Source organism: Pseudomonas sp. DVZ6 (assembly GCF_024259445.1).
Lineage (GTDB): Bacteria > Pseudomonadota > Gammaproteobacteria > Pseudomonadales > Pseudomonadaceae > Aquipseudomonas > Aquipseudomonas peradeniyensis.
Map to the genome: position 1 here is coordinate 1 of NZ_JANCLM010000049.1, position 18,027 is coordinate 18,027.

15 protein-coding genes are annotated in these 18,027 nt (G+C 65.6%); 8 read left to right on the plus strand and 7 right to left on the minus strand.

Annotated elements, in window-relative coordinates; all coding sequences use genetic code 11:
* Positions 1–865: 865 nt before the first annotated feature.
* The 6 genes from NMG10_RS22995 to gatC form a co-directional block, all read right to left on the minus strand.
* Positions 866–1,252 carry a carboxymuconolactone decarboxylase family protein gene (locus NMG10_RS22995; RefSeq protein WP_203650788.1) on the minus strand — a complete coding sequence of 129 codons (387 nt, stop codon included), beginning with the start codon at positions 1,250–1,252 and terminating at the stop codon, positions 866–868.
* Positions 1,253–1,262: 10 nt separating this feature from the next.
* Entirely contained in the window at positions 1,263–2,306 is a 1,044-nt protein-coding gene (locus NMG10_RS23000; protein WP_232855996.1) for a calcium/sodium antiporter, read from the minus strand.
* A 61-nt stretch (positions 2,307–2,367) separates the two neighbouring features.
* Positions 2,368–2,742: a septal ring lytic transglycosylase RlpA family protein gene (locus NMG10_RS23005; RefSeq protein WP_052896239.1), complete on the minus strand. Its 375-nt coding sequence runs from the start codon at positions 2,740–2,742 to the stop codon at positions 2,368–2,370.
* 113 nt (positions 2,743–2,855) lie between these two features.
* The gene (gene gatB / locus NMG10_RS23010; protein ID WP_050704079.1) at positions 2,856–4,301 is read right to left on the minus strand and encodes an Asp-tRNA(Asn)/Glu-tRNA(Gln) amidotransferase subunit GatB; all 1,446 of its coding nucleotides are present in this window, start codon (positions 4,299–4,301) and stop codon (positions 2,856–2,858) included.
* Between the two features lie 11 nt (positions 4,302–4,312).
* Positions 4,313–5,764, minus strand: coding sequence for an Asp-tRNA(Asn)/Glu-tRNA(Gln) amidotransferase subunit GatA (gene gatA, locus NMG10_RS23015; protein WP_203650796.1), 1,452 nt, complete (start codon positions 5,762–5,764; stop codon positions 4,313–4,315).
* A 15-nt stretch (positions 5,765–5,779) separates the two neighbouring features.
* Positions 5,780–6,067, minus strand: coding sequence for an Asp-tRNA(Asn)/Glu-tRNA(Gln) amidotransferase subunit GatC (gene gatC / locus NMG10_RS23020; protein ID WP_028689639.1), 288 nt, complete (start codon positions 6,065–6,067; stop codon positions 5,780–5,782).
* A 203-nt stretch (positions 6,068–6,270) separates the two neighbouring features.
* On the opposite strand from gatC, the gene mreB reads away from it, so the two are divergent.
* The 8 genes from mreB to tldD all read left to right on the plus strand — a co-directional run bounded on the left by mreB (position 6,271) and on the right by tldD (position 17,351).
* Positions 6,271–7,308 carry a rod shape-determining protein MreB gene (gene mreB / locus NMG10_RS23025; RefSeq protein ID WP_003255163.1) on the plus strand — a complete coding sequence of 346 codons (1,038 nt, stop codon included), beginning with the start codon at positions 6,271–6,273 and terminating at the stop codon, positions 7,306–7,308.
* Between the two features lie 161 nt (positions 7,309–7,469).
* On the plus strand, positions 7,470–8,498 hold the full coding sequence (mreC, locus tag NMG10_RS23030; RefSeq protein WP_274235423.1) for a rod shape-determining protein MreC: 1,029 nt from the start codon (positions 7,470–7,472) through the stop codon (positions 8,496–8,498).
* Positions 8,498–8,986, plus strand: coding sequence for a rod shape-determining protein MreD (gene mreD / locus NMG10_RS23035; protein WP_028689641.1), 489 nt, complete (start codon positions 8,498–8,500; stop codon positions 8,984–8,986). The genes mreC and mreD overlap by 1 nt, the downstream gene beginning before the upstream one ends.
* A 32-nt stretch (positions 8,987–9,018) precedes the next feature.
* Positions 9,019–9,618 (plus strand): nucleoside triphosphate pyrophosphatase, encoded by a 600-nt coding sequence (locus NMG10_RS23040; protein WP_028689642.1) that lies wholly within the window; start codon positions 9,019–9,021, stop codon positions 9,616–9,618.
* A 71-nt stretch (positions 9,619–9,689) separates the two neighbouring features.
* Complete coding sequence (gene rng / locus NMG10_RS23045) at positions 9,690–11,147, plus strand: ribonuclease G (protein ID WP_050704083.1); 1,458 nt, start codon at positions 9,690–9,692, stop codon at positions 11,145–11,147.
* Between the two features lie 82 nt (positions 11,148–11,229).
* Positions 11,230–15,045, plus strand: a complete 3,816-nt coding sequence (locus NMG10_RS23050) for a YhdP family protein (protein WP_254465203.1) — start codon at positions 11,230–11,232, stop codon at positions 15,043–15,045.
* A 12-nt stretch (positions 15,046–15,057) separates the two neighbouring features.
* On the plus strand, positions 15,058–15,909 hold the full coding sequence (locus NMG10_RS23055) for a carbon-nitrogen hydrolase family protein (RefSeq protein WP_203650800.1): 852 nt from the start codon (positions 15,058–15,060) through the stop codon (positions 15,907–15,909).
* Positions 15,910–15,911: 2 nt separating this feature from the next.
* Positions 15,912–17,351: a metalloprotease TldD gene (gene tldD, locus NMG10_RS23060; protein ID WP_254465204.1), complete on the plus strand. Its 1,440-nt coding sequence runs from the start codon at positions 15,912–15,914 to the stop codon at positions 17,349–17,351.
* A gap of 122 nt (positions 17,352–17,473) precedes the next feature.
* On the opposite strand, the gene yjgA is transcribed toward tldD, so the two are convergent.
* Entirely contained in the window at positions 17,474–17,995 is a 522-nt protein-coding gene (yjgA, locus tag NMG10_RS23065) for a ribosome biogenesis factor YjgA (protein WP_110735683.1), read from the minus strand.
* Positions 17,996–18,027: the final 32 nt, after the last annotated feature.

Genomic DNA, 18,027 nt, shown 5'->3' on the forward strand with positions numbered 1-18,027 from the left:
GATCCTTCAAAAAGGAACTCGCCGTAAGGGCGAAAAGGTGACTATGCGTCACCATCGCAAATGAATGCGCATATAACTTTCAAAACACACGCTCTGAAAGTCAAAGTCAAAGTCAAAGTCAAAGTCAAAGTCAAAGTCAAAGTCAAAGTCAAAGTCAAAGTCAAAGTCAAAGTCGGTCTGCTTCGGTTTTAACATTTGTAAGCGCATTCATTTACGATATCGACGCATAGTCACCTTTTCGCCATTACGGCGAGTCACTTTTTGTCAAACGCGACAAAAAGTAACCAAAAAACGCTGCGCTCCATTCATCCGGCCCCTACGCTTCGCTCCGGGGTCCCCTCACTCCGGCCTTGCTCCCGGGAGGGCCGCGCTGAACGCCCCATCCTGGGGCGCAGCGCTTGACGGGCATCCATGCCCGTCACCTCCCTCCGCAAGGCCTGCGTTCGGCCTCCTGAAGTCGCGAAAGTACGGGCGGCGCCTGGGCTTGCGCAGCTGTCGCTAGCAGGCTTGGGGGGTAATCTTAAGGCCTGCGTTCGGCCTCCTGAAGTCGCGAAAGTACGGGCGGCGCCTGGGCTTGCGCAGCTGTCGCTAGCAGGCTTGGGGGGTAATCTTAAGGCCTGCGTTCGGCCTCCTGAAGTCGCGAAGGTACGGGCGGCGCCTGGGCTGGCGAAGCTGTCGCTAGTTGCAACTGTGTGATCTCAAGGTCGCCTTCGCGGGCAAGCCCGCTCCCACAGGGTCATATACATCCCAGTGGGGGCGGGCTTGCCCGCGAAAAGCACAGAGCAACCAATATTTGGATCACCCACATGGGTTACACAAAAGTTCACTCACATAGGTAACAGTCCCGAGGCCAGGGCACCCGCACTTAATCGCTAGAACTCGCCTGATAACTATCAATGACTTCCTGCGCCGCCCGAAACGCATCGATCGCCGCCGGCACCCCGGCATACACCGCGCAATGCAGCAGCGCCTCGCGGATCTCCTCAACGCTGCAACCGTTGTTAAGCGCCCCGCGTACGTGCCCCTTGAGCTCCTGCGGGCACTTGAGCGCGGTCAGGGTGGCCAGGGTGATCAGGCTGCGGGTCTTCAGCGGCAGCCCGTCACGGGCCCAGACACTCCCCCAGGCATGTTCGTTGACGAAGTCCTGCAGCGGTTGGGTGAACGCGGTCGCGTTGCCCAGGGCGCGATCGACGAAGGCATCGCCCATCACCTGGCGACGAATGCTTTCGCCGGTCTGTTTCGTGTCAGCCATGTTGTTTTCCTTAGTGTTGGCGGCGCCAGGCGCGGGCCGTGGTGTACAGCAGCACGACCCCGAGCACGGGCATCACATAGAACAGCATCAATCGCTCAAGGCGTCCGGCCAGCGGCATCCCGGTGGTGAAGGCCACCACGTGCAGGCCGTAGGCCAGGTATAGGCACAGGAACACCAGGCCTTCGGCGCGGGTGACCCGGTAGCCGGAATAGAACACCGGCAGGCACAGGGCGGCGACGCCGAGCATCACCGGCAGGTCGAAGTCCAGGGCGTTGGGTGAGATCGACAAGGGATCGGGGGTGATCACTGCAGTGAACCCCAGCACTGCCAGCAGGTTGAACAGGTTGCTGCCGATCACCGTGCCCACGGCGATCTCCCGTTCACCACGCAGGGCCGCGATCAGTGCGGCGGCAAGCTCCGGGAGCGAGGTACACACGGCAACAACGGTCAGTCCGATGATGCGCTCGGACAGGCCCAGGTCGGTGGCCACCTCGACCACGGCCTCTAGCAGCAGGTGGCCGGCCAGGCTCAAGAGGCCCAGGCCCACGACAATCTGCAGTACTGTCCTGCTCCAGAACCGCAGCGGGCTGGCATGCGTGGTGCTCGGCGCGGGGTAGGTACGGGCGTAGTGGCGCGACTGATGCCAGAGCATGGCCAGGTAGCCCAGCAGGCCAAGCAGCAGCAGGGCGCCTTCCAGGCGCCCGAGTTGGCCGTTGAGCGCGAGCAGGTACACCAGGGCGCTGGCCAGGATCATCAGTGGGATGTCCAGGCGCACCAGCTGGCGCGACACGCGCAGCGGAATGATCAGTGCCGCCAGGCCGAGGATCACCAGCACGTTGAAGATATTGCTGCCCACGACACTGCCCACCGCCACATCCGGCGCGCCCTGGTAGGCGGCCTGCAGGCTCACGGTCAGCTGTGGCGCGGTACTGCCGAAAGCCACCAGGCTCAGGCCGATGATCAGTGGGCGCACATGCAGGCGGCCGGCCAGGCGCAGGGCGGCGCGCACCAGCAGTTCGGCGCCGATGATCAGCAGCATGAGGCCCAGGCCCAGTTGCAGCAGGCTGAAGGCGGGGAGGGTGGCCAGGTCGAAAATGGCGAGGGCTCCAGTCAGGTCAATCGCTCAGACCTTGTACCCGGACTCGCGCGGTTCCGCTACGGAGCATGCCGATTTTTTCTGCGGCGGCCCGTGACAGGTCGATCAGTCGGCCACGGGTATGCGGGCCACGGTCGTTGATGCGCACCACGACGCTGCGCTGGTTGGACAGGTTGGTGACCAGTACCCGGCTGCCGAAAGGCAGGCTGCGGTGGGCGGCGGTGAGGCCGTGCTGGTTGAAGGGTTCGCCGCTGGCGGTGCGTTTGCCGTGGTGGCGGGCGCCGTAGTAGGAGGCGGTGCCGGTCTGGTCGTAGCCGCGCGGGTCGATGTCATGGCTGGCGCAGCCGGCCAGGAGGGAGAAGAGGGTCAGGGTGGTGAGGGAACGCTTGATCAAGTCGAATGCTCCGATTCAGGAACTGGGACCGCTACGCGGTCCTTTCGCGGCACAAGGTCGCTCCTACAGGTGCAGCGTGAACCTGTAGGAGCGGGCTTGCCCCGCGATCGGGATCATCCTTCGAGCTTGGCCTTGAGCAATTGGTTCACTTGCCCCGGGTTGGCCTTGCCTTTGGACGCCTTCATCGCCTGGCCGACGAAGAAGCCGAACATCTTGCCGCGCTTGGCCTCGTCGGCGGCGCGGTACTGTTCGACCTGTTCGGCGTTGGCGGCGAGCATCTCGTCGAGCATCTTGTCGATCGCGCCGGTGTCGGTGACCTGCTTGAGGCCTTTGCTTTCGATGATGCCGTCGGCATCGCCTTCACCGGCTGCCATGGCCTCGAACACGGTCTTGGCGATCTTGCCGCTGATGGTGTTGTCGCGAATGCGCAGCAGCATGCCGCCGAGGTGCTCGGCGCTGACCGGCGACTGGTCGATCTCGACACCCAGCTTGTTCAGCAGGCTGCCCAGCTCGACCATGACCCAGTTGGCGGCCAGCTTGGCGTCGCCGCCGATCTTCACCACCTGCTCGAAGTAGTCGGCCTGCTCGCGGCTGGAGGCCAGCACGTTGGCGTCGTAGGCCGACAGGCCGTACTGGCTCTGGAAGCGCTCGACCTTCTGCGGCGGCAGCTCTGGCAGGGCGGCGCGCACGCTGTCGAGGAAGCTCGGTTCGATGACCACCGGCAGCAGGTCGGGGTCGGGGAAGTAACGGTAGTCGTTGGCTTCCTCCTTGCTGCGCATGGAGCGGGTCTCGTCCTTGTTCGGGTCGTACAGGCGGGTTTCCTGCACCACCTTGCCGCCGTCCTCGATCAGGTCGATCTGGCGCTGGATCTCGCTGTTGATCGCCCGCTCGATGAAGCGGAACGAGTTGACGTTCTTGATCTCGCAGCGGGTGCCGAACTCGGTCTGGCCCTTCGGGCGGATCGAGACGTTGCAGTCGCAGCGCAGCGAACCTTCGGCCATGTTGCCGTCGCAGATGCCCAGGTAGCGCACCAGGGCGTGGATGGCCTTGACGTAGGCCACCGCCTCTTTGGCGCTGCGCATGTCCGGCTCGGAGACGATCTCCAGCAGCGGCGTGCCGGCGCGGTTCAGGTCGATGCCGGTGGCGCCGTTGAAGTCTTCGTGCAGGCTCTTGCCGGCATCCTCTTCAAGGTGCGCGCGGGTCACGCCGATGCGCTTGATGGTGCCGTCTTCCAGGGCGATGTCCAGGTGGCCCTTGCCGACGATCGGCAGGTCCATCTGGCTGATCTGGTAGCCCTTGGGCAGGTCGGGGTAGAAGTAGTTCTTGCGCGCGAATACGTTGCGCGGCCCGATTTCGGCATCGATCGCCAGGCCGAACATGCACGCCATGCGCACGGCTTCCTGGTTGAGCACCGGCAGCACGCCGGGCATGCCCAGGTCGACCAGGCTGGCCTGGGTGTTCGGCTCGGAGCCGAAGGTGGTGGCGCTGCCGGAGAAGATCTTCGACTGGGTGGCGAGCTGGGTATGAATCTCCAGCCCGATCACAACTTCCCATTGCATGTGTGAACTCCTCAGAAGCCGTTGGGGGCGCGGGTGTGCCAGTCGGTGACTTGCTGGTAACGGTGCGCGATGTTGAGCAGGCGGCCTTCCTGGAAGTACGGGGCCAGCAGTTGCACGCCCACCGGCAGGCCGTCGACGAAGCCGGCCGGCATCGACAGGCCTGGCAGGCCCGCCAGGTTGGCGGTGATGGTGTACAGGTCTTCAAGGTACTCGGCGACCGGATCGCCGGCCTTGGCGCCGATCTTCCAGGCCGGGTTCGGCGTGGTCGGGCCGATGATCACGTCGACCTCGGCGAAGGCGGCCATGAAGTCGTTCTTGATCAGGCGGCGGATCTGCTGCGCCTTGACGTAGTAGGCGTCGTAGTAGCCGGCCGACAAGGCGTAGGTGCCGACCATGATGCGGCGCTGCACTTCGGCACCGAAGCCTTCGCCACGGGAACGCTTGTACAGGTCGGTGAGGTCCTTGGGATCCTCGCAACGGTAGCCGAAGCGCACGCCGTCGAAACGCGACAGGTTGGAGGAAGCCTCCGCCGGGGCGATCACGTAGTACGCCGGGATGGCGTGCTGCATGTTCGGCAGGCTGATTTCCTTGACCACCGCGCCGAGCTTTTCCAGCTCCTTGACGCTGGCCTGGACCAGGTCGGCGATGCGCGGGTCGAGGCCGGCGCCGAAGTATTCCTTCGGCAGGCCGATGCGCAGGCCTTGCAGCGAGGCGTTGAGGTTGGCGCTGAAGTCCGGCACCGGCTCGTCGACCGAGGTCGAGTCCTTGGCGTCGAAGCCGGCCATGCCTTGCAGCAGCAGGGCGCAGTCCTCGGCGGTGCGGGCCAGCGGGCCGCCCTGGTCGAGGCTCGAGGCGTAGGCGATCATGCCCCAGCGCGACACGCGGCCGTAGGTCGGCTTGAGGCCGGTGAGGTTGGTCAGCGCCGCCGGCTGGCGGATCGAGCCGCCGGTGTCGGTGCCGGTGGTGACCGGCAGCAGGCGCGCGGCCACGGCGGCGGCCGAACCGCCGGACGAGCCGCCCGGCACGTGCTCGAGGTTCCACGGGTTCTTCACCGCGCCGTAGTGGCTGGACTCGTTGGCCGAGCCCATGGCGAACTCGTCCATGTTGGTCTTGCCCAGGCTGACCATGCCGGCCTCGGCGAGCTTGGCGACCACGGTGGCGTCATACGGGGCGGTGAAGTTGTCGAGCATCTTCGAGCCGCAGCTGGTGCGTACGCCGTTGGTGCAGAACAGGTCCTTGTGCGCGATCGGCGCGCCCAGCAGCGCGCCGGTCTCGCCGGCGGCGCGACGGGCGTCGGCGGCGCGCGCCTGCTCCAGGGCCTGGGTTTCGGTGACGGTGATGAAGCTGTTGAGCTGCGGGTCGAGCTGCTTGATGCGCGACAGCAGGGCGCCGGTCAGTTCTTGCGAGGAGAACGACTTGTCGGCGAGGCCACGGGCGATCTCGGCCAGAGTGAGTTGATGCATGGCAGGCGCTATCCCTTAATCGATTACTTTCGGAACCAGGTACAGACCGTTCTCGGTCGACGGGGCGACGGCCTGGTAGCGGTCGCGCTGGTTGCTTTCGGTGACCTGGTCGGGACGCAGGCGCTGGGTGGTCTCCAGCGGGTGGGCGAGGGGTTCCACGCCGGTGGTGTCGACGGCTTGCATCTGGTCGACCAGCCCGAGAATACTGTTCAAGGCATCGGTGGTGCGTGGCAATTCGCCTTCATTCAGGCCCAGGCGGGCCAGATGGGCGATCTTTTCCACGTCGGAGCGTTGAAGCGCCATGGGGATCTCCAGGAAAACGACAGACGGAATGAGTCCGCAAATGAGGAACATGCTGGGATTCTGGCGGTCAAAGGGCCGCGATCATCGGCAGGCATGCTCGGAAAAACAGCCAATTTAACATATTGGCTCCTTGCCCAAAATCCCTGCCATTGTTAGAGTTTGCCGCACTTTTTTACCCACGCTTTCCCCAGGGTCACTTTCCCATGTTCAAGAAACTGCGTGGCATGTTTTCCAGCGATCTGTCCATCGACCTGGGTACTGCCAACACCCTTATTTACGTGCGTGAGCGCGGTATCGTCCTGAATGAGCCCTCGGTGGTTGCCATCCGTACCCACGGCAACCAGAAAAGCGTCGTCGCAGTCGGGACCGAAGCCAAGCGCATGCTGGGCCGTACGCCTGGCAACATCGCGGCCATTCGCCCGATGAAAGATGGCGTGATCGCCGACTTCAGCGTTTGTGAAAAAATGTTGCAGTACTTCATCAACAAGGTGCACGAAAACAGCTTCCTGCAGCCCAGCCCTCGCGTGCTGATCTGCGTGCCGTGCAAGTCGACCCAGGTCGAGCGCCGTGCCATCCGTGAGTCGGCCCTTGGTGCCGGTGCCCGCGAAGTATTTCTGATCGAAGAACCAATGGCCGCCGCCATCGGTGCCGGCCTGCCGGTTGAAGAAGCCCGCGGCTCGATGGTCGTCGACATCGGTGGCGGTACCACTGAAATCGCCCTGATCTCGCTCAACGGCGTGGTCTACGCCGAGTCCGTTCGCGTCGGCGGCGACCGCTTCGACGAAGCCATCGTCACCTACGTGCGCCGCAACTACGGCAGCCTGATCGGCGAGTCCACCGCCGAGCGCATCAAGCAGGAAATCGGTACCGCCTACCCGGGCGGCGAAGTGCGCGAAGTCGACGTCCGTGGCCGCAACCTGGCCGAAGGCGTGCCGCGTGCCTTCACCCTGAACTCCAACGAAGTGCTTGAAGCGCTGCAGGAATCCCTGGCGACCATCGTCCAGGCGGTCAAGAGCGCCCTGGAGCAGTCGCCGCCCGAGCTGGCCTCGGACATCGCCGAGCGCGGCCTGGTGCTGACCGGCGGTGGCGCGCTGCTGCGCGACCTCGACAAGCTGCTGGCCCAGGAAACCGGTCTGCCGGTGATCGTCGCCGAAGACCCGCTGACCTGTGTCGCCCGCGGCGGTGGTCGTGCGCTGGAGATGATGGACAAGCACGCCATGGACCTGCTCTCCAGCGAGTGATCGCTGTGCAGTAGCATCCTCAGGTTTACAGGTGGCACGCACAGTGCTACCTGTATGCGCTGTGCTGGCGCCCGCCCGGGCGCCGTTTCCGTCAACCCGCAGCAGGCCGGTGCATTGCCCCATGTCCCATGACCTCCTGAGTCGTCCACGAGGAACGGCCCATTAAACCGCTTTTCTCCAAGGGCCCCTCGCTGGGCGTTCGCCTGCTCGTGCTGGTAGTGATGTCGGTCGCGCTGATGGTGGTCGATTCGCGCTTCGACCTGCTCAAGCCGGTGCGCAGCCAGATGGGCCTGGTGCTGATGGAATCCTACTGGATCACCGACCTGCCGCAGCGCATGTGGCAAGGTGTGGCCGGCCAGTTCGGCAGCCGCACCGAGCTGATCGCCGAGAACGAGAAACTCAAGACCGAGGCCCTGCTGTTGCAGGGGCGCCTGCAGAAGCTGGCGGCCCTGACCGAGCAGAACGTGCGCCTGCGCGAGTTGCTCAACTCCTCGGCGCTGGTCAACGAGAAGGTCGAGGTCGCCGAGCTGATCGGTGTCGACCCCAATCCCTTCACCCACCGCATCCTGATCAACAAGGGCGAGCGCGACGGCGTGTTCCTCGGCCAGCCGGTGCTCGATGCCCGCGGCCTGATGGGCCAGGTGGTCGAACTGATGCCGTACACCTCGCGGGTGCTGCTGCTCACCGACACCACCCACAGCATTCCGGTGCAGGTCAACCGCAACGGCCTGCGCGCCATTGCCAGCGGCACCGGCAACCCGGAGCGCCTCGAACTGCGCCATGTGGCCGACACCGCCGACATCAAGGAAGGCGACCTGCTGGTCAGCTCCGGCATGGGCCAGCGGTTCCCGGCTGGTTATCCGGTGGCCACGGTCAATGAAGTGATCCACGACTCCGGCCAGCCGTTCGCCATCGTCCGCGCCATCCCGACCGCCGCGCTCAACCGCAGCCGCTACATGCTGCTGGTGTTCAGCGACCGGCGCACGCCGGAAGAGCGCGCCACCGAGGCGGCGATTGCCCAGGAAGAGGCCGACCGCCAGGGCGCCGGCCACACTCCGCCGGCGGCCACGCCCGCACCGGCCCATGCCGCGCAGCCTGCGCCTGGCACCGCTCCTGCGGCTGCGCCTACGACGACCAGCCCGGCGCCGGTCCAACCGGTTGCCGCGCCCGCTCAACCCCGGAGACAATAATGGCCAGCACCCGTAGCAGAAACGGCTGGGCCATCTGGCTGACGTTCGCCATCGGCCTGTTGCTCAGCGTCTCGCCCATGCCGCAGTTCATGGAAGTGTTCCGGCCCATGTGGCTGGCCCTGCTGCTGGCCTTCTGGACCCTCGCCGTGCCCGGCAAGGTCGGCATGACCACGGCATTCCTGCTCGGCCTGGCCGAGGATGTGCTGTACGGTACCTTGCTTGGCCAGAATGCCCTGATTCTCACCCTGATCACCTTCCTGGTGCTGTCGTTGCAGCAGCGCCTGCGCATGTTCCCCATGTGGCAGCAGAGCCTGGTGATCCTGGTGATCTTCGGCATCGCCCAGTTGATCCAGCTGTGGCTAAGCGCGCTCACCGGCAATCGCCTGCCGACCCTGGCCCTGGTCTGGTCGGCGGTGATCAGCGCCTTGCTCTGGCCCTGGGTCAGCTTCGCCCTGCGCGGCCTGCGCGTTCGCCTGCACATTCACTGACGACCCGCCGCCACTGACAGGGAGATGTCCACATGACTCAGCTGTACCTGGCCTCCGGCTCGCCGCGCCGGCGTGAACTGCTGACCCAGATCGGCGTGCCGTTCACCGTCGTCAGCGCGCCCATCGATGAAACCCCGCTGCCGGGCGAAGCCCCGGCGGCCTATGTCGAACGTCTGGCACAAGCCAAGGCCGTGGCGGGCTTCGCCCACACCGACGGCGCCGGAGTGGTACTGGGCGCCGACACCACCGTGGTGCTCGATGGCCAGATCCTCGGCAAACCGGAGAACCGCGAGCAGGCGCTGGCCATGCTTGGCGACCTGTCCAAGCGCGAGCACCAGGTGCTCACCGCCGTCGCGTTGACCGACGGCCAGCGCAGCATCAGCCGCTGCGTCAGCACCACTGTGCGTTTTCGCACCATCTCCTTCGAGGAAGCGCTGCGCTACTGGGACAGTGGCGAACCGGTCGACAAGGCCGGCGGCTATGCCATCCAGGGCCTGGGCGCGGTGTTCGTCAGCGCTATCGAGGGCAGCTACTCGGCCGTGGTCGGCCTGCCCCTGAGCGAGACCGCCGAGCTGCTCGAGCAGTTCGCCATCCCTTGTTGGCAGCAGCAAGAGGATACGACACCACGCTAGGGTCGTTTAGAGCCTAGCCAGCCATCCCGCAGCGATCCATCATTACCCGAGACCTTTGACGAGAGCCTGCCATGAGTGAAGAGATCCTGATCAACATCACCCCGATGGAGTCACGCGTGGCGGTGGTGGAGAACGGCGTCCTGCAGGAGGTGCACGTTGAGCGCACCCAACGCCGTGGCATCGTCGGCAATATCTACAAGGGCAAGGTGGTGCGGGTCCTGCCGGGCATGCAGGCGGCGTTCGTCGACATTGGCCTGGAGCGAGCGGCGTTCATCCACGCCTCGGAGATCTCCCAGCGCGAAGGTTCGGCGGTGGAGAACATCACCGCGCTGGTGCATGAAGGCCAGGCGCTGGTGGTGCAGGTCACCAAGGACCCCATCGGCAGCAAGGGCGCGCGCCTGACCACCCAGCTGTCGATTCCGTCGCGCTACCTGGTGTACATGCCGCGCAGCAGCCATGTCGGCATTTCCCTGAAGATCGAGGAAGAAGCCGAGCGTGAGCGCCTCAAGCAGGTGGTCACCGACTGCATGGCCCAGGAAGACATGAAGGACGCTGGCGGATTCATCCTTCGTACCGCCGCCGAGGGCGCCCGCGCCGAGGACATCCTCCAGGACATCCGCTACCTACGCCGCCTGTGGGAGCAGATCGGCTCGCAGATCAAGACCTGCGGTGCGCCCGTGGTCATCTACGAGGACCTTGGCCTAGCGCTGCGCACCTTGCGTGACCTGGTCAACCCCAAGATCGAGAAGATCCGCATCGACTCGCGGGAAACCTTCCAGAAGACCACACAGTTCGTCGCCGAACTGATGCCGGAGATCGCCGATCGCCTGGAGCATTACCCCGGCGAGCGGCCGATCTTCGACCTGTATGGCGTGGAAGACGAGATCCAGCGCGCCCTGGAGCGCAAGGTGCCGCTCAAGTCCGGTGGCTACCTGGTGGTCGACCCGGCCGAGGCGATGACCACCATCGACGTCAACACCGGAGCGTTCGTCGGCCATCGCAACCTCGAAGAGACCATCTTCAAGACCAACCTCGAGGCTGCCACCGCCATTGCCCGGCAACTGCGCCTGCGCAACATCGGCGGGATCATCATCATCGACTTCATCGACATGGAGGACGAGGAGCACCAGCGCCAGGTCCTCAGGACCCTGGAGAAGCAGCTCGAACGTGACCATGCCAAGACCAACATCATCGGCATCACCGAGCTGGGCCTGGTGCAGATGACCCGCAAGCGCACCCGCGAAAGCCTTGAGCAGGTACTGTGCGAACCCTGCGCGGCGTGCCAGGGGCGCGGCAAGCTGAAGACCCCCGAGACGATCTGTTACGAAATTTTCCGCGAGATCCTGCGCGAGGCCCGTGCCTACCAGGCCGAGGGCTATCGGGTACTGGCCAACCAGAAGGTGGTGGACCGCCTGCTCGATGAAGAGTCGGGCAACGTCGCCGAACTGGAGACGTTCATCGGGCGAACTATCCGCTTCCAGGTGGAGTCCATGTACTCCCAGGAACAATACGATGTGGTGCTGCTCTGACCCGCGCTAATGGCGGTCGCCCCATGGACGGGCTGGCAAAGCGCTATTCACCGGCCATAGTTAAGGGACGACTTGGAGGGCCATGGCCATGGAACGTCTGACCCGCGTTCTGGGCGCCTTGACCCGCTGGGGGCTGGGAATCTGCGCCCTGCTGGCGGTGCTGGTGGCGCTGTATGTCAGCCTCGGTCGGCAACTGGTACCCCTGGTCGCCGAATACCGAGCCGACGCCGAACTCAAGGCCGAACAGGCCTTGGGCATGCCCGTGCACGTCGGTGCCCTGGAGGGGCGCTGGAGTGGCCTGGCGCCGGTGTTGCGCGTACGCGACTTGCAGCTGGGCGAAGGCAAGGCGGCCTTGCGCCTGGACGACGTCAAGCTGGTGCCCGACCTGTGGGCCAGCCTCAAGGCCCGCGAAGTGCGCCTGGCGCGCATCCAGCTCAGTGGTTTGCAACTGATCCTGCGCGAGAGCGAGCAGGGTGCCTGGACCCTCGAAGGCCTGCCGCAGAAGGATGATGCGCCGCTCGACCCAGCCGATGCGCTCAAGCGCCTGCGCCAACTGGGGCGGATCGATGTGTTCGACAGCCAGGTCACCCTGCATCCCTGGCAGCGTGACCCGCTGACCCTCACCTATGTCAGCCTGGGATTGCAGGCCGGCGCGTCGCGCCAGAGCGTCGACCTGCGCGCCACGCTGCCCGATGGCCAGCCCCTGGCCCTGAGCCTGAACAGCCGCGCCACCGCCAAGGCCTGGCGCGACGGTCACGTGCAGGCCTACCTGAGCCTGCCGCAAAGCGATTGGGCGCGCTGGCTGCCGCCGCAGCTGCTGGGCCAGTGGCAGACCGCCACCCTGCGCGCCGGTGGCGAGTTCTGGATCGACTGGAACAAGGGGCAGTTGCAGCAGGCGATGGTTCGCCTCAACGCCCCGCAGCTCAAGGGTGCCTACACCGGACGCAAGGCCATCACCCTGGACAACCTGGCCCTGTCGGCCTGGTTCCAGCGCCAGGACCAAGGTTTCGACGTCGTTGTCGACTCCCTGGGCATGAGCCTTGGCAAGACCCGTTGGGAGTCCCATCTGCAACTGGCACAGCGCCCTGGTCAGAGCCCGGCCGAGGAAAGCTGGCAGGTGCAGGCCGATCGCCTCGACCTGACCCCGCTGACTCCGGTGATCGACGCCTTGGCGCCGTTGCCGGACAAGCTGATGACGGTGGTCGACGCGCTCAAGGTGACCGGCGCCCTGCGCAACGTACGCCTGGATATCCGCCCCAAGGCCGAGGGCGACCAGCGCCTGCAGTTTGCCGCCAACCTGGAGAAAGTCGGCTTCGACGCCTATCACGGCGCGCCGGCCGCCGGCAACGTCAGCGGCGCCATCAGCGGTGACCTCGGGCACGGCGAACTGCGCCTGGATACCCAGGCCTTCATGCTGCATCTGTACCCGATCTTCGGCAAACCCTGGCATTACCCGAAAGCCAACGCACGGCTGACCTGGACCCTGGACAAGGAAGCCTTCACCCTGGTCGCCCCTTATATCAAGGTGCTGGGCGACGAGGGCAAGATCGCCGCGGACTTCCTCATCCGCATCCACCTGCAACCGGGCCACGAAGACTACATGGACCTGCGCGTAGGCCTTACCGAGGGCGACGGTCGCTACACCGCCAAATACCTGCCCGAGGTGCTCAGCCCGGCCCTGGACGAATGGCTGCGCAGTGCCATCGTCAAGGGCAATGTCGACGAGGGCTACTTCCAGTACCAGGGCTCGCTGCATCACAACGCGCCGCCCCATGCCCGCGATATCAGCCTGTTCTTCAAGGTCCACGACGCCGCGCTGGATTTCCAGCCGGGCTGGCCGCAGGTGCAGCAGGTCGACGGCAATGTCTACATCGAGGACACCGGCGTGCGCATCCAGGCCCGCAAAGGGCTGCTGCTGGATACCCAGGTCAGCGATGTCAGCGTCAACATTCCCCATGTCGAGGGCGATCAGCACAGCCACCTGTTCCTCGATGGCGACTTCGACGGCAGCCTCGGCGATGGCCTGAAGATCCTCAAGGAAGCGCCCATCGGTACGGGCGAGATCTTCGCCGGTTGGGAAGGTGAAGGCCCGCTTGAGGGCAAGGTCAAGCTCGATATACCCCTGGCCCATGGGCAGCGGCCCAAGGTGCTGGTGGACTTCGCGACCCGCGACGCGACCCTGAAAGTGGCGCCGCCCAGCCTGGAACTGACCCAGCTCAAAGGCGACTTCACCTTCGATTTCGACAAAGGGCTGAGCGGCAAGGACATCAGCCTGCACGCCTTCGGCAAGCCGGTGACCGCGCAGATCACCGCCGAAGGGCAGGGTGGGCAGATTCAGACCCGCATCAACGCCAATGGCCAGGTCGGCCTCAAGGCCCTGACCGACTGGTTGCAGTACCAGCAACCGCTGCCGGCCTCCGGTGAGCTGCCCTATCAGTTGCAGGTGACACTCGGCAGTCGCGACAACCGCTTGAGCGTCAGTTCTTCGCTCAAAGGATTGGCCATCGACTTGCCGGCGCCTTTCGGCAAGGCTGCCGGGGAAACCCGCGACAGTCGTTTCGGCCTGACCCTGCAAGGCCCCGAGCGGCGCATCGATGCCAGCTACACAGACCTTGCCCGCTTCGCCTACGCCGCGCCGGCCGACAAGCTGGCCCAGGGGCGTGGCGAGCTGCTGTTGGGCACGGGCGAAGCCAGCCTCCCAAGCGGCCAGGGCCTGCGCGTGCGTGGCCGGCTCGAGGCCTTGGACCTGGCACCCTGGCAGCAGCAGATGGAGCGCTTGGCCGGCAAGGATCCGGGTGGCAGCGCCCGGCAGAACCTGCAGAGCGTGGACCTGAGCATCGGCCAGCTCAAGGCCTTCGGCATGGACCTCAACCAGGCGGTGATCCGCCTGATGCGCGGCGGCCCGGCCTGGGACCTGCGCCTGGACAGCCAGGAAATCATCGGCAACGCCCGTATTCCCGATGCCAAGGCCACGCCCATGACCGTCCGCCTGCAGAGCCTGCGCCTGCCGCCGGCCGACCCGAATGAAGCCCAGGACGAGAACGCGCCGGACCCATTGGTCGGGGTCGACCCGCGCAAGGTGCCGCCGCTGGACCTGACCATCGACAAGCTGTACCGCGGCGACGACCTGTTCGGCAGTGTCAACCTGAAACTGCGCCAGACCGCCAAAGGCATGGCCATGAGCGATGTCGACCTGGACCTCAAGGGGCTGCACATTGATGGCAGCGGTGGCTGGGAAGGCGAGCCGGGCAGCAGTTCGAGCTGGTACAAGGGGCGGCTGGACGGCAAGAACCTGGGCGATGTGCTCAAGGCCTGGGGCTTCGCGCCCACCGTCACCAGCCGCGACTTCCGCATGGACGTGGACGGCCGCTGGCCGGGTTCGCCAGCCTGGGTCAGCCTCAACCGTTATTCCGGCAGCCTCGACGCGGCCCTGCGCAGCGGCCAGTTCGTCGAGGTCGAGGGCAGCGCCCAGGCCTTGCGGGTGTTCGGGCTGCTCAACTTCAACTCCATCGGCCGGCGCCTGCGCCTGGACTTCTCCGACCTGTTCAGCAAGGGCCTGGCCTATGACCGGGTCAAGGGCCTGCTGGTGGCCAGCGAAGGGGTCTACGTGACCCGTGAGCCGATCACCGTCACCGGGCCGTCGAGCAACTTCGAGCTCGACGGCACCATGGACTTCGTTCGTGACCGGGTCGATGCCAAGCTGCTGGTGACGCTGCCGGTGACCAACAACCTGCCGCTGGCCGCGCTGATCGTCGGCGCGCCGGCGATCGGCGGCGCGTTGTTCCTGGTCGACCGCCTGATCGGTGACCGGGTCGCGCGTTTCGCCAGTGTGCACTATCGCGTCGAAGGTCCGGTCAAAGAGCCTAAAATCACCTTTGTGAAACCTTTCGACAAATAACCCGGGGTGGTCATGACGTCAGCTGTGATCCAGATGGTCAGCCAGGACGATGTGCTGGCCAACCTGCAACGTGCCACGGCACTGCTCGAACAGGCCGCCGCCGGTGGCGCGCGCCTGGCGGTGCTGCCGGAGAACTTCGCCGCCATGGGCCGACGCGATGCCGCGGCCATCGGTCGGGCCGAGGCGCTGGGCGAGGGGCCAATCCTGCCCTGGTTGAAACGCACTGCCCGCGACCTCAGGTTATGGATAGTCGCGGGTACCTTGCCGCTGCCGCCGGTCGGCCAGCCGCATGCCAAGGCCCACGCCTGCTCGTTGCTGGTCGATGAGCACGGCGAGATCGCCGCCCGCTACGACAAGCTGCACCTGTTCGATGTGGACGTGGCCGACAACCGTGGCCGCTACCGCGAGTCGGACGACTACGCCCACGGCAGCCAGGTGGTGGTGGCTGACACACCCGTTGGCCGCCTGGGCCTGTCGGTGTGCTACGACCTGCGCTTCCCCGAGCTGTACAGCGCCTTGCGCGCCGCCGGGGCCGAGCTGATCAGCGCGCCGGCGGCGTTCACCGCGGTGACCGGAGCGGCGCATTGGGAAGTACTGATTCGCGCACGGGCCATCGAGACCCAGTGCTATGTATTGGCGGCCGCCCAGGGCGGCGTGCATCCAGGGCCGCGGGAAACCCACGGCCAGGCGGCGATCGTCGACCCCTGGGGGCGGATCGTCGCGCAACAGGCGCGGGGCGAAGCGGTATTGCTCGCCACGCGCGACAGTGAAGAACAGGCGTCCATCCGGGCGCGCATGCCGGTGGTCACGCACCGGCGCTTTTTCTCGCAGGACGCCTTGCGGCCTGCGCACACCTCGGAGTGACTATGAGCGAGATTTTATCCACCGTCAGCGAGCAGCTCCTGGCCCCGGGCGGCCTGACCCTCGACAGCCTGCAGACGGTGCTGGGCGAGCTGGCCGGCCCCGGCATCGATGCCGCCGACCTGTATTTCCAGGGCCAGATCTCGGAAACCTGGGCGCTGGAGGACGGCATCGTCAAAGAGGGCAGCTTCAACCTCGACCAGGGCGTCGGCGTGCGTGCCCAGTCCGGCGAGAAGACCGGCTTCGCCTACAGCAACGCGATCAACCTCGAAGCCCTGACCTCGGCGGCCCGCGCCGCGCGCTCGATCTCCCGCGCCGGGCAGGACGGCCAGGTGCAGGCGTTCCGCAGCCAGGATGTGACCGCCCTGTACGCGTCTGATAATCCCCTGGATGTGCTGAGCCGCGCCGAGAAGGTCGAGCTGCTCAAGCGCGTCGATGCCGCCACCCGCGCCCTCGATCCGCGCATCCAGCAGGTCAGCGTGAGCATGGCTGGGGTCTGGGAGCGGATCCTGGTCGCCGCCGCCGATGGCAGCCTGGCCGCTGATGTGCGTCCGCTGGTGCGTTTCAATGTCAGCGTGATCGTCGAGCAGAATGGTCGTCGCGAGCGTGGCGGGCAGGGCGGTGGTGGGCGTACCGACTACCGCTTCTTCACCGAGGAGCGGGTGATGGGCTATGCCCGCGAGGCGCTGCGCCAGGCCTTGGTCAACCTCGAGGCTATTCCGGCACCTGCTGGCACGCTGCCGGTGGTGCTTGGCCCGGGCTGGTCCGGCGTGCTGCTGCACGAGGCGGTCGGTCACGGCCTGGAGGGCGACTTCAACCGCAAGGGCAGTTCGGCGTTCAGCGGGCGTATCGGCGAGAAAGTGGCCTCGAGCCTGTGCACCATCGTCGACGACGGGACCCTGGAGGGCCGCCGCGGCTCGCTCAGCATCGACGACGAAGGCACCCCGACCGAGTGCACCACGCTGATCGAGAACGGCATCCTCAAGGGCTACATGCAGGACAAGCTCAACGCCCGCCTGATGGGCATGGCGGTGACCGGCAACGGCCGGCGTGAGTCCTACGCCCACCTGCCGATGCCGCGCATGACCAACACCTACATGCGTGCCGGCGACAGCGACCCGGAGGAAATCATCCGCTCGGTGAAGAAGGGCATCTACTGCGCCAACCTTGGCGGTGGCCAGGTGGACATCACCAGCGGCAAGTTCGTGTTCTCCACCAGCGAGGCCTACCTGATCGAGGACGGCAAGATCACCGCGCCGGTGAAGGGTGCGACCTTGATCGGCAATGGTCCGGAAGCGATGAGCCGGGTATCGATGGTCGGCAATGACCTGGCGCTGGACAGCGGCGTGGGCACGTGCGGGAAGGATGGGCAGTCGGTGCCGGTAGGCGTTGGCCAGCCGACCCTGAAGCTGGATGCGATTACCGTGGGCGGTACAGGGGCTTGATGCCGGCAGGGACCGCTTTGCGGTCCTTTCGCGGCGCAAGGCCGCTCCTACAGGTGTGCGCGTTCCCTGTAGGAGCGGCCTTGTGCCGCGATGGGCTGCGTAGCAGCCCCAGGATGTCGGGTTTAACGCAGACCGCGCTGGACCTCGTCGAGGTCGCGGATGTACTTGAACACTTTACGCGCAGCCGCAGGCGGCTTGTTCCGCGCCTTCTCGTGCTGGGCATGACGGATCAGCGAGCGCAGGTGCTGGCGATCGGTGTCGGGAAACTCGTTGACGAAGCGTTCGAGGTCCTCGTCGTTACCGTCGATCAGGCGGTCGCGCCAGCGCTCGAGGCCGTGGAAGCGCTCGTTGTACTGGCGGCTGGAGCTGTCGATCTGATCGAGCACGGCATGAATGGCGTCCAGGTCCTGGTCGCGCATCAGCTTGCCGACGAACGACATGTGGCGTTTGCGGGCACCGTGTGCAACGTGCTTGCAGGCCTCGGCCAGCGCCTTGCGCAGCTCGTCGGTCAACGGCAGGCGGGCCAGGGTGTCGGCCTTGAGGGTGGTGAGGCGCTCACCGAGCTCGACCAGCGCATGCAGCTCGCGCTTGATCTGGGTTTTGCTTTTTTCGCCATCGAAGGCGTCGTCGTAAGAATCAACCATGGGGGCAGTCCGCAGGAAATCGCCGCCATGAT

What these genes read in the sequence shown, in the direction of transcription:
- NMG10_RS22995 (WP_203650788.1), bottom strand. Translation starts at nt 1,252, where the DNA reads ATGGCTGACACGAAACAGACCGGCGAAAGCATTCGTCGCCAGGTGATG.
- gatB (WP_050704079.1), bottom strand. Translation starts at nt 4,301, where the DNA reads ATGCAATGGGAAGTTGTGATCGGGCTGGAGATTCATACCCAGCTCGCC.
- gatA (WP_203650796.1), bottom strand. Translation starts at nt 5,764, where the DNA reads ATGCATCAACTCACTCTGGCCGAGATCGCCCGTGGCCTCGCCGACAAG.
- gatC (WP_028689639.1), bottom strand. Translation starts at nt 6,067, where the DNA reads ATGGCGCTTCAACGCTCCGACGTGGAAAAGATCGCCCATCTGGCCCGC.
- mreB (WP_003255163.1), top strand. Translation starts at nt 6,271, where the DNA reads ATGTTCAAGAAACTGCGTGGCATGTTTTCCAGCGATCTGTCCATCGAC.
- mreD (WP_028689641.1), top strand. Translation starts at nt 8,498, where the DNA reads ATGGCCAGCACCCGTAGCAGAAACGGCTGGGCCATCTGGCTGACGTTC.
- NMG10_RS23040 (WP_028689642.1), top strand. Translation starts at nt 9,019, where the DNA reads ATGACTCAGCTGTACCTGGCCTCCGGCTCGCCGCGCCGGCGTGAACTG.
- rng (WP_050704083.1), top strand. Translation starts at nt 9,690, where the DNA reads ATGAGTGAAGAGATCCTGATCAACATCACCCCGATGGAGTCACGCGTG.
- NMG10_RS23050 (WP_254465203.1), top strand. Translation starts at nt 11,230, where the DNA reads ATGGCCATGGAACGTCTGACCCGCGTTCTGGGCGCCTTGACCCGCTGG.
- NMG10_RS23055 (WP_203650800.1), top strand. Translation starts at nt 15,058, where the DNA reads ATGACGTCAGCTGTGATCCAGATGGTCAGCCAGGACGATGTGCTGGCC.
- tldD (WP_254465204.1), top strand. Translation starts at nt 15,912, where the DNA reads ATGAGCGAGATTTTATCCACCGTCAGCGAGCAGCTCCTGGCCCCGGGC.
- yjgA (WP_110735683.1), bottom strand. Translation starts at nt 17,995, where the DNA reads ATGGTTGATTCTTACGACGACGCCTTCGATGGCGAAAAAAGCAAAACC.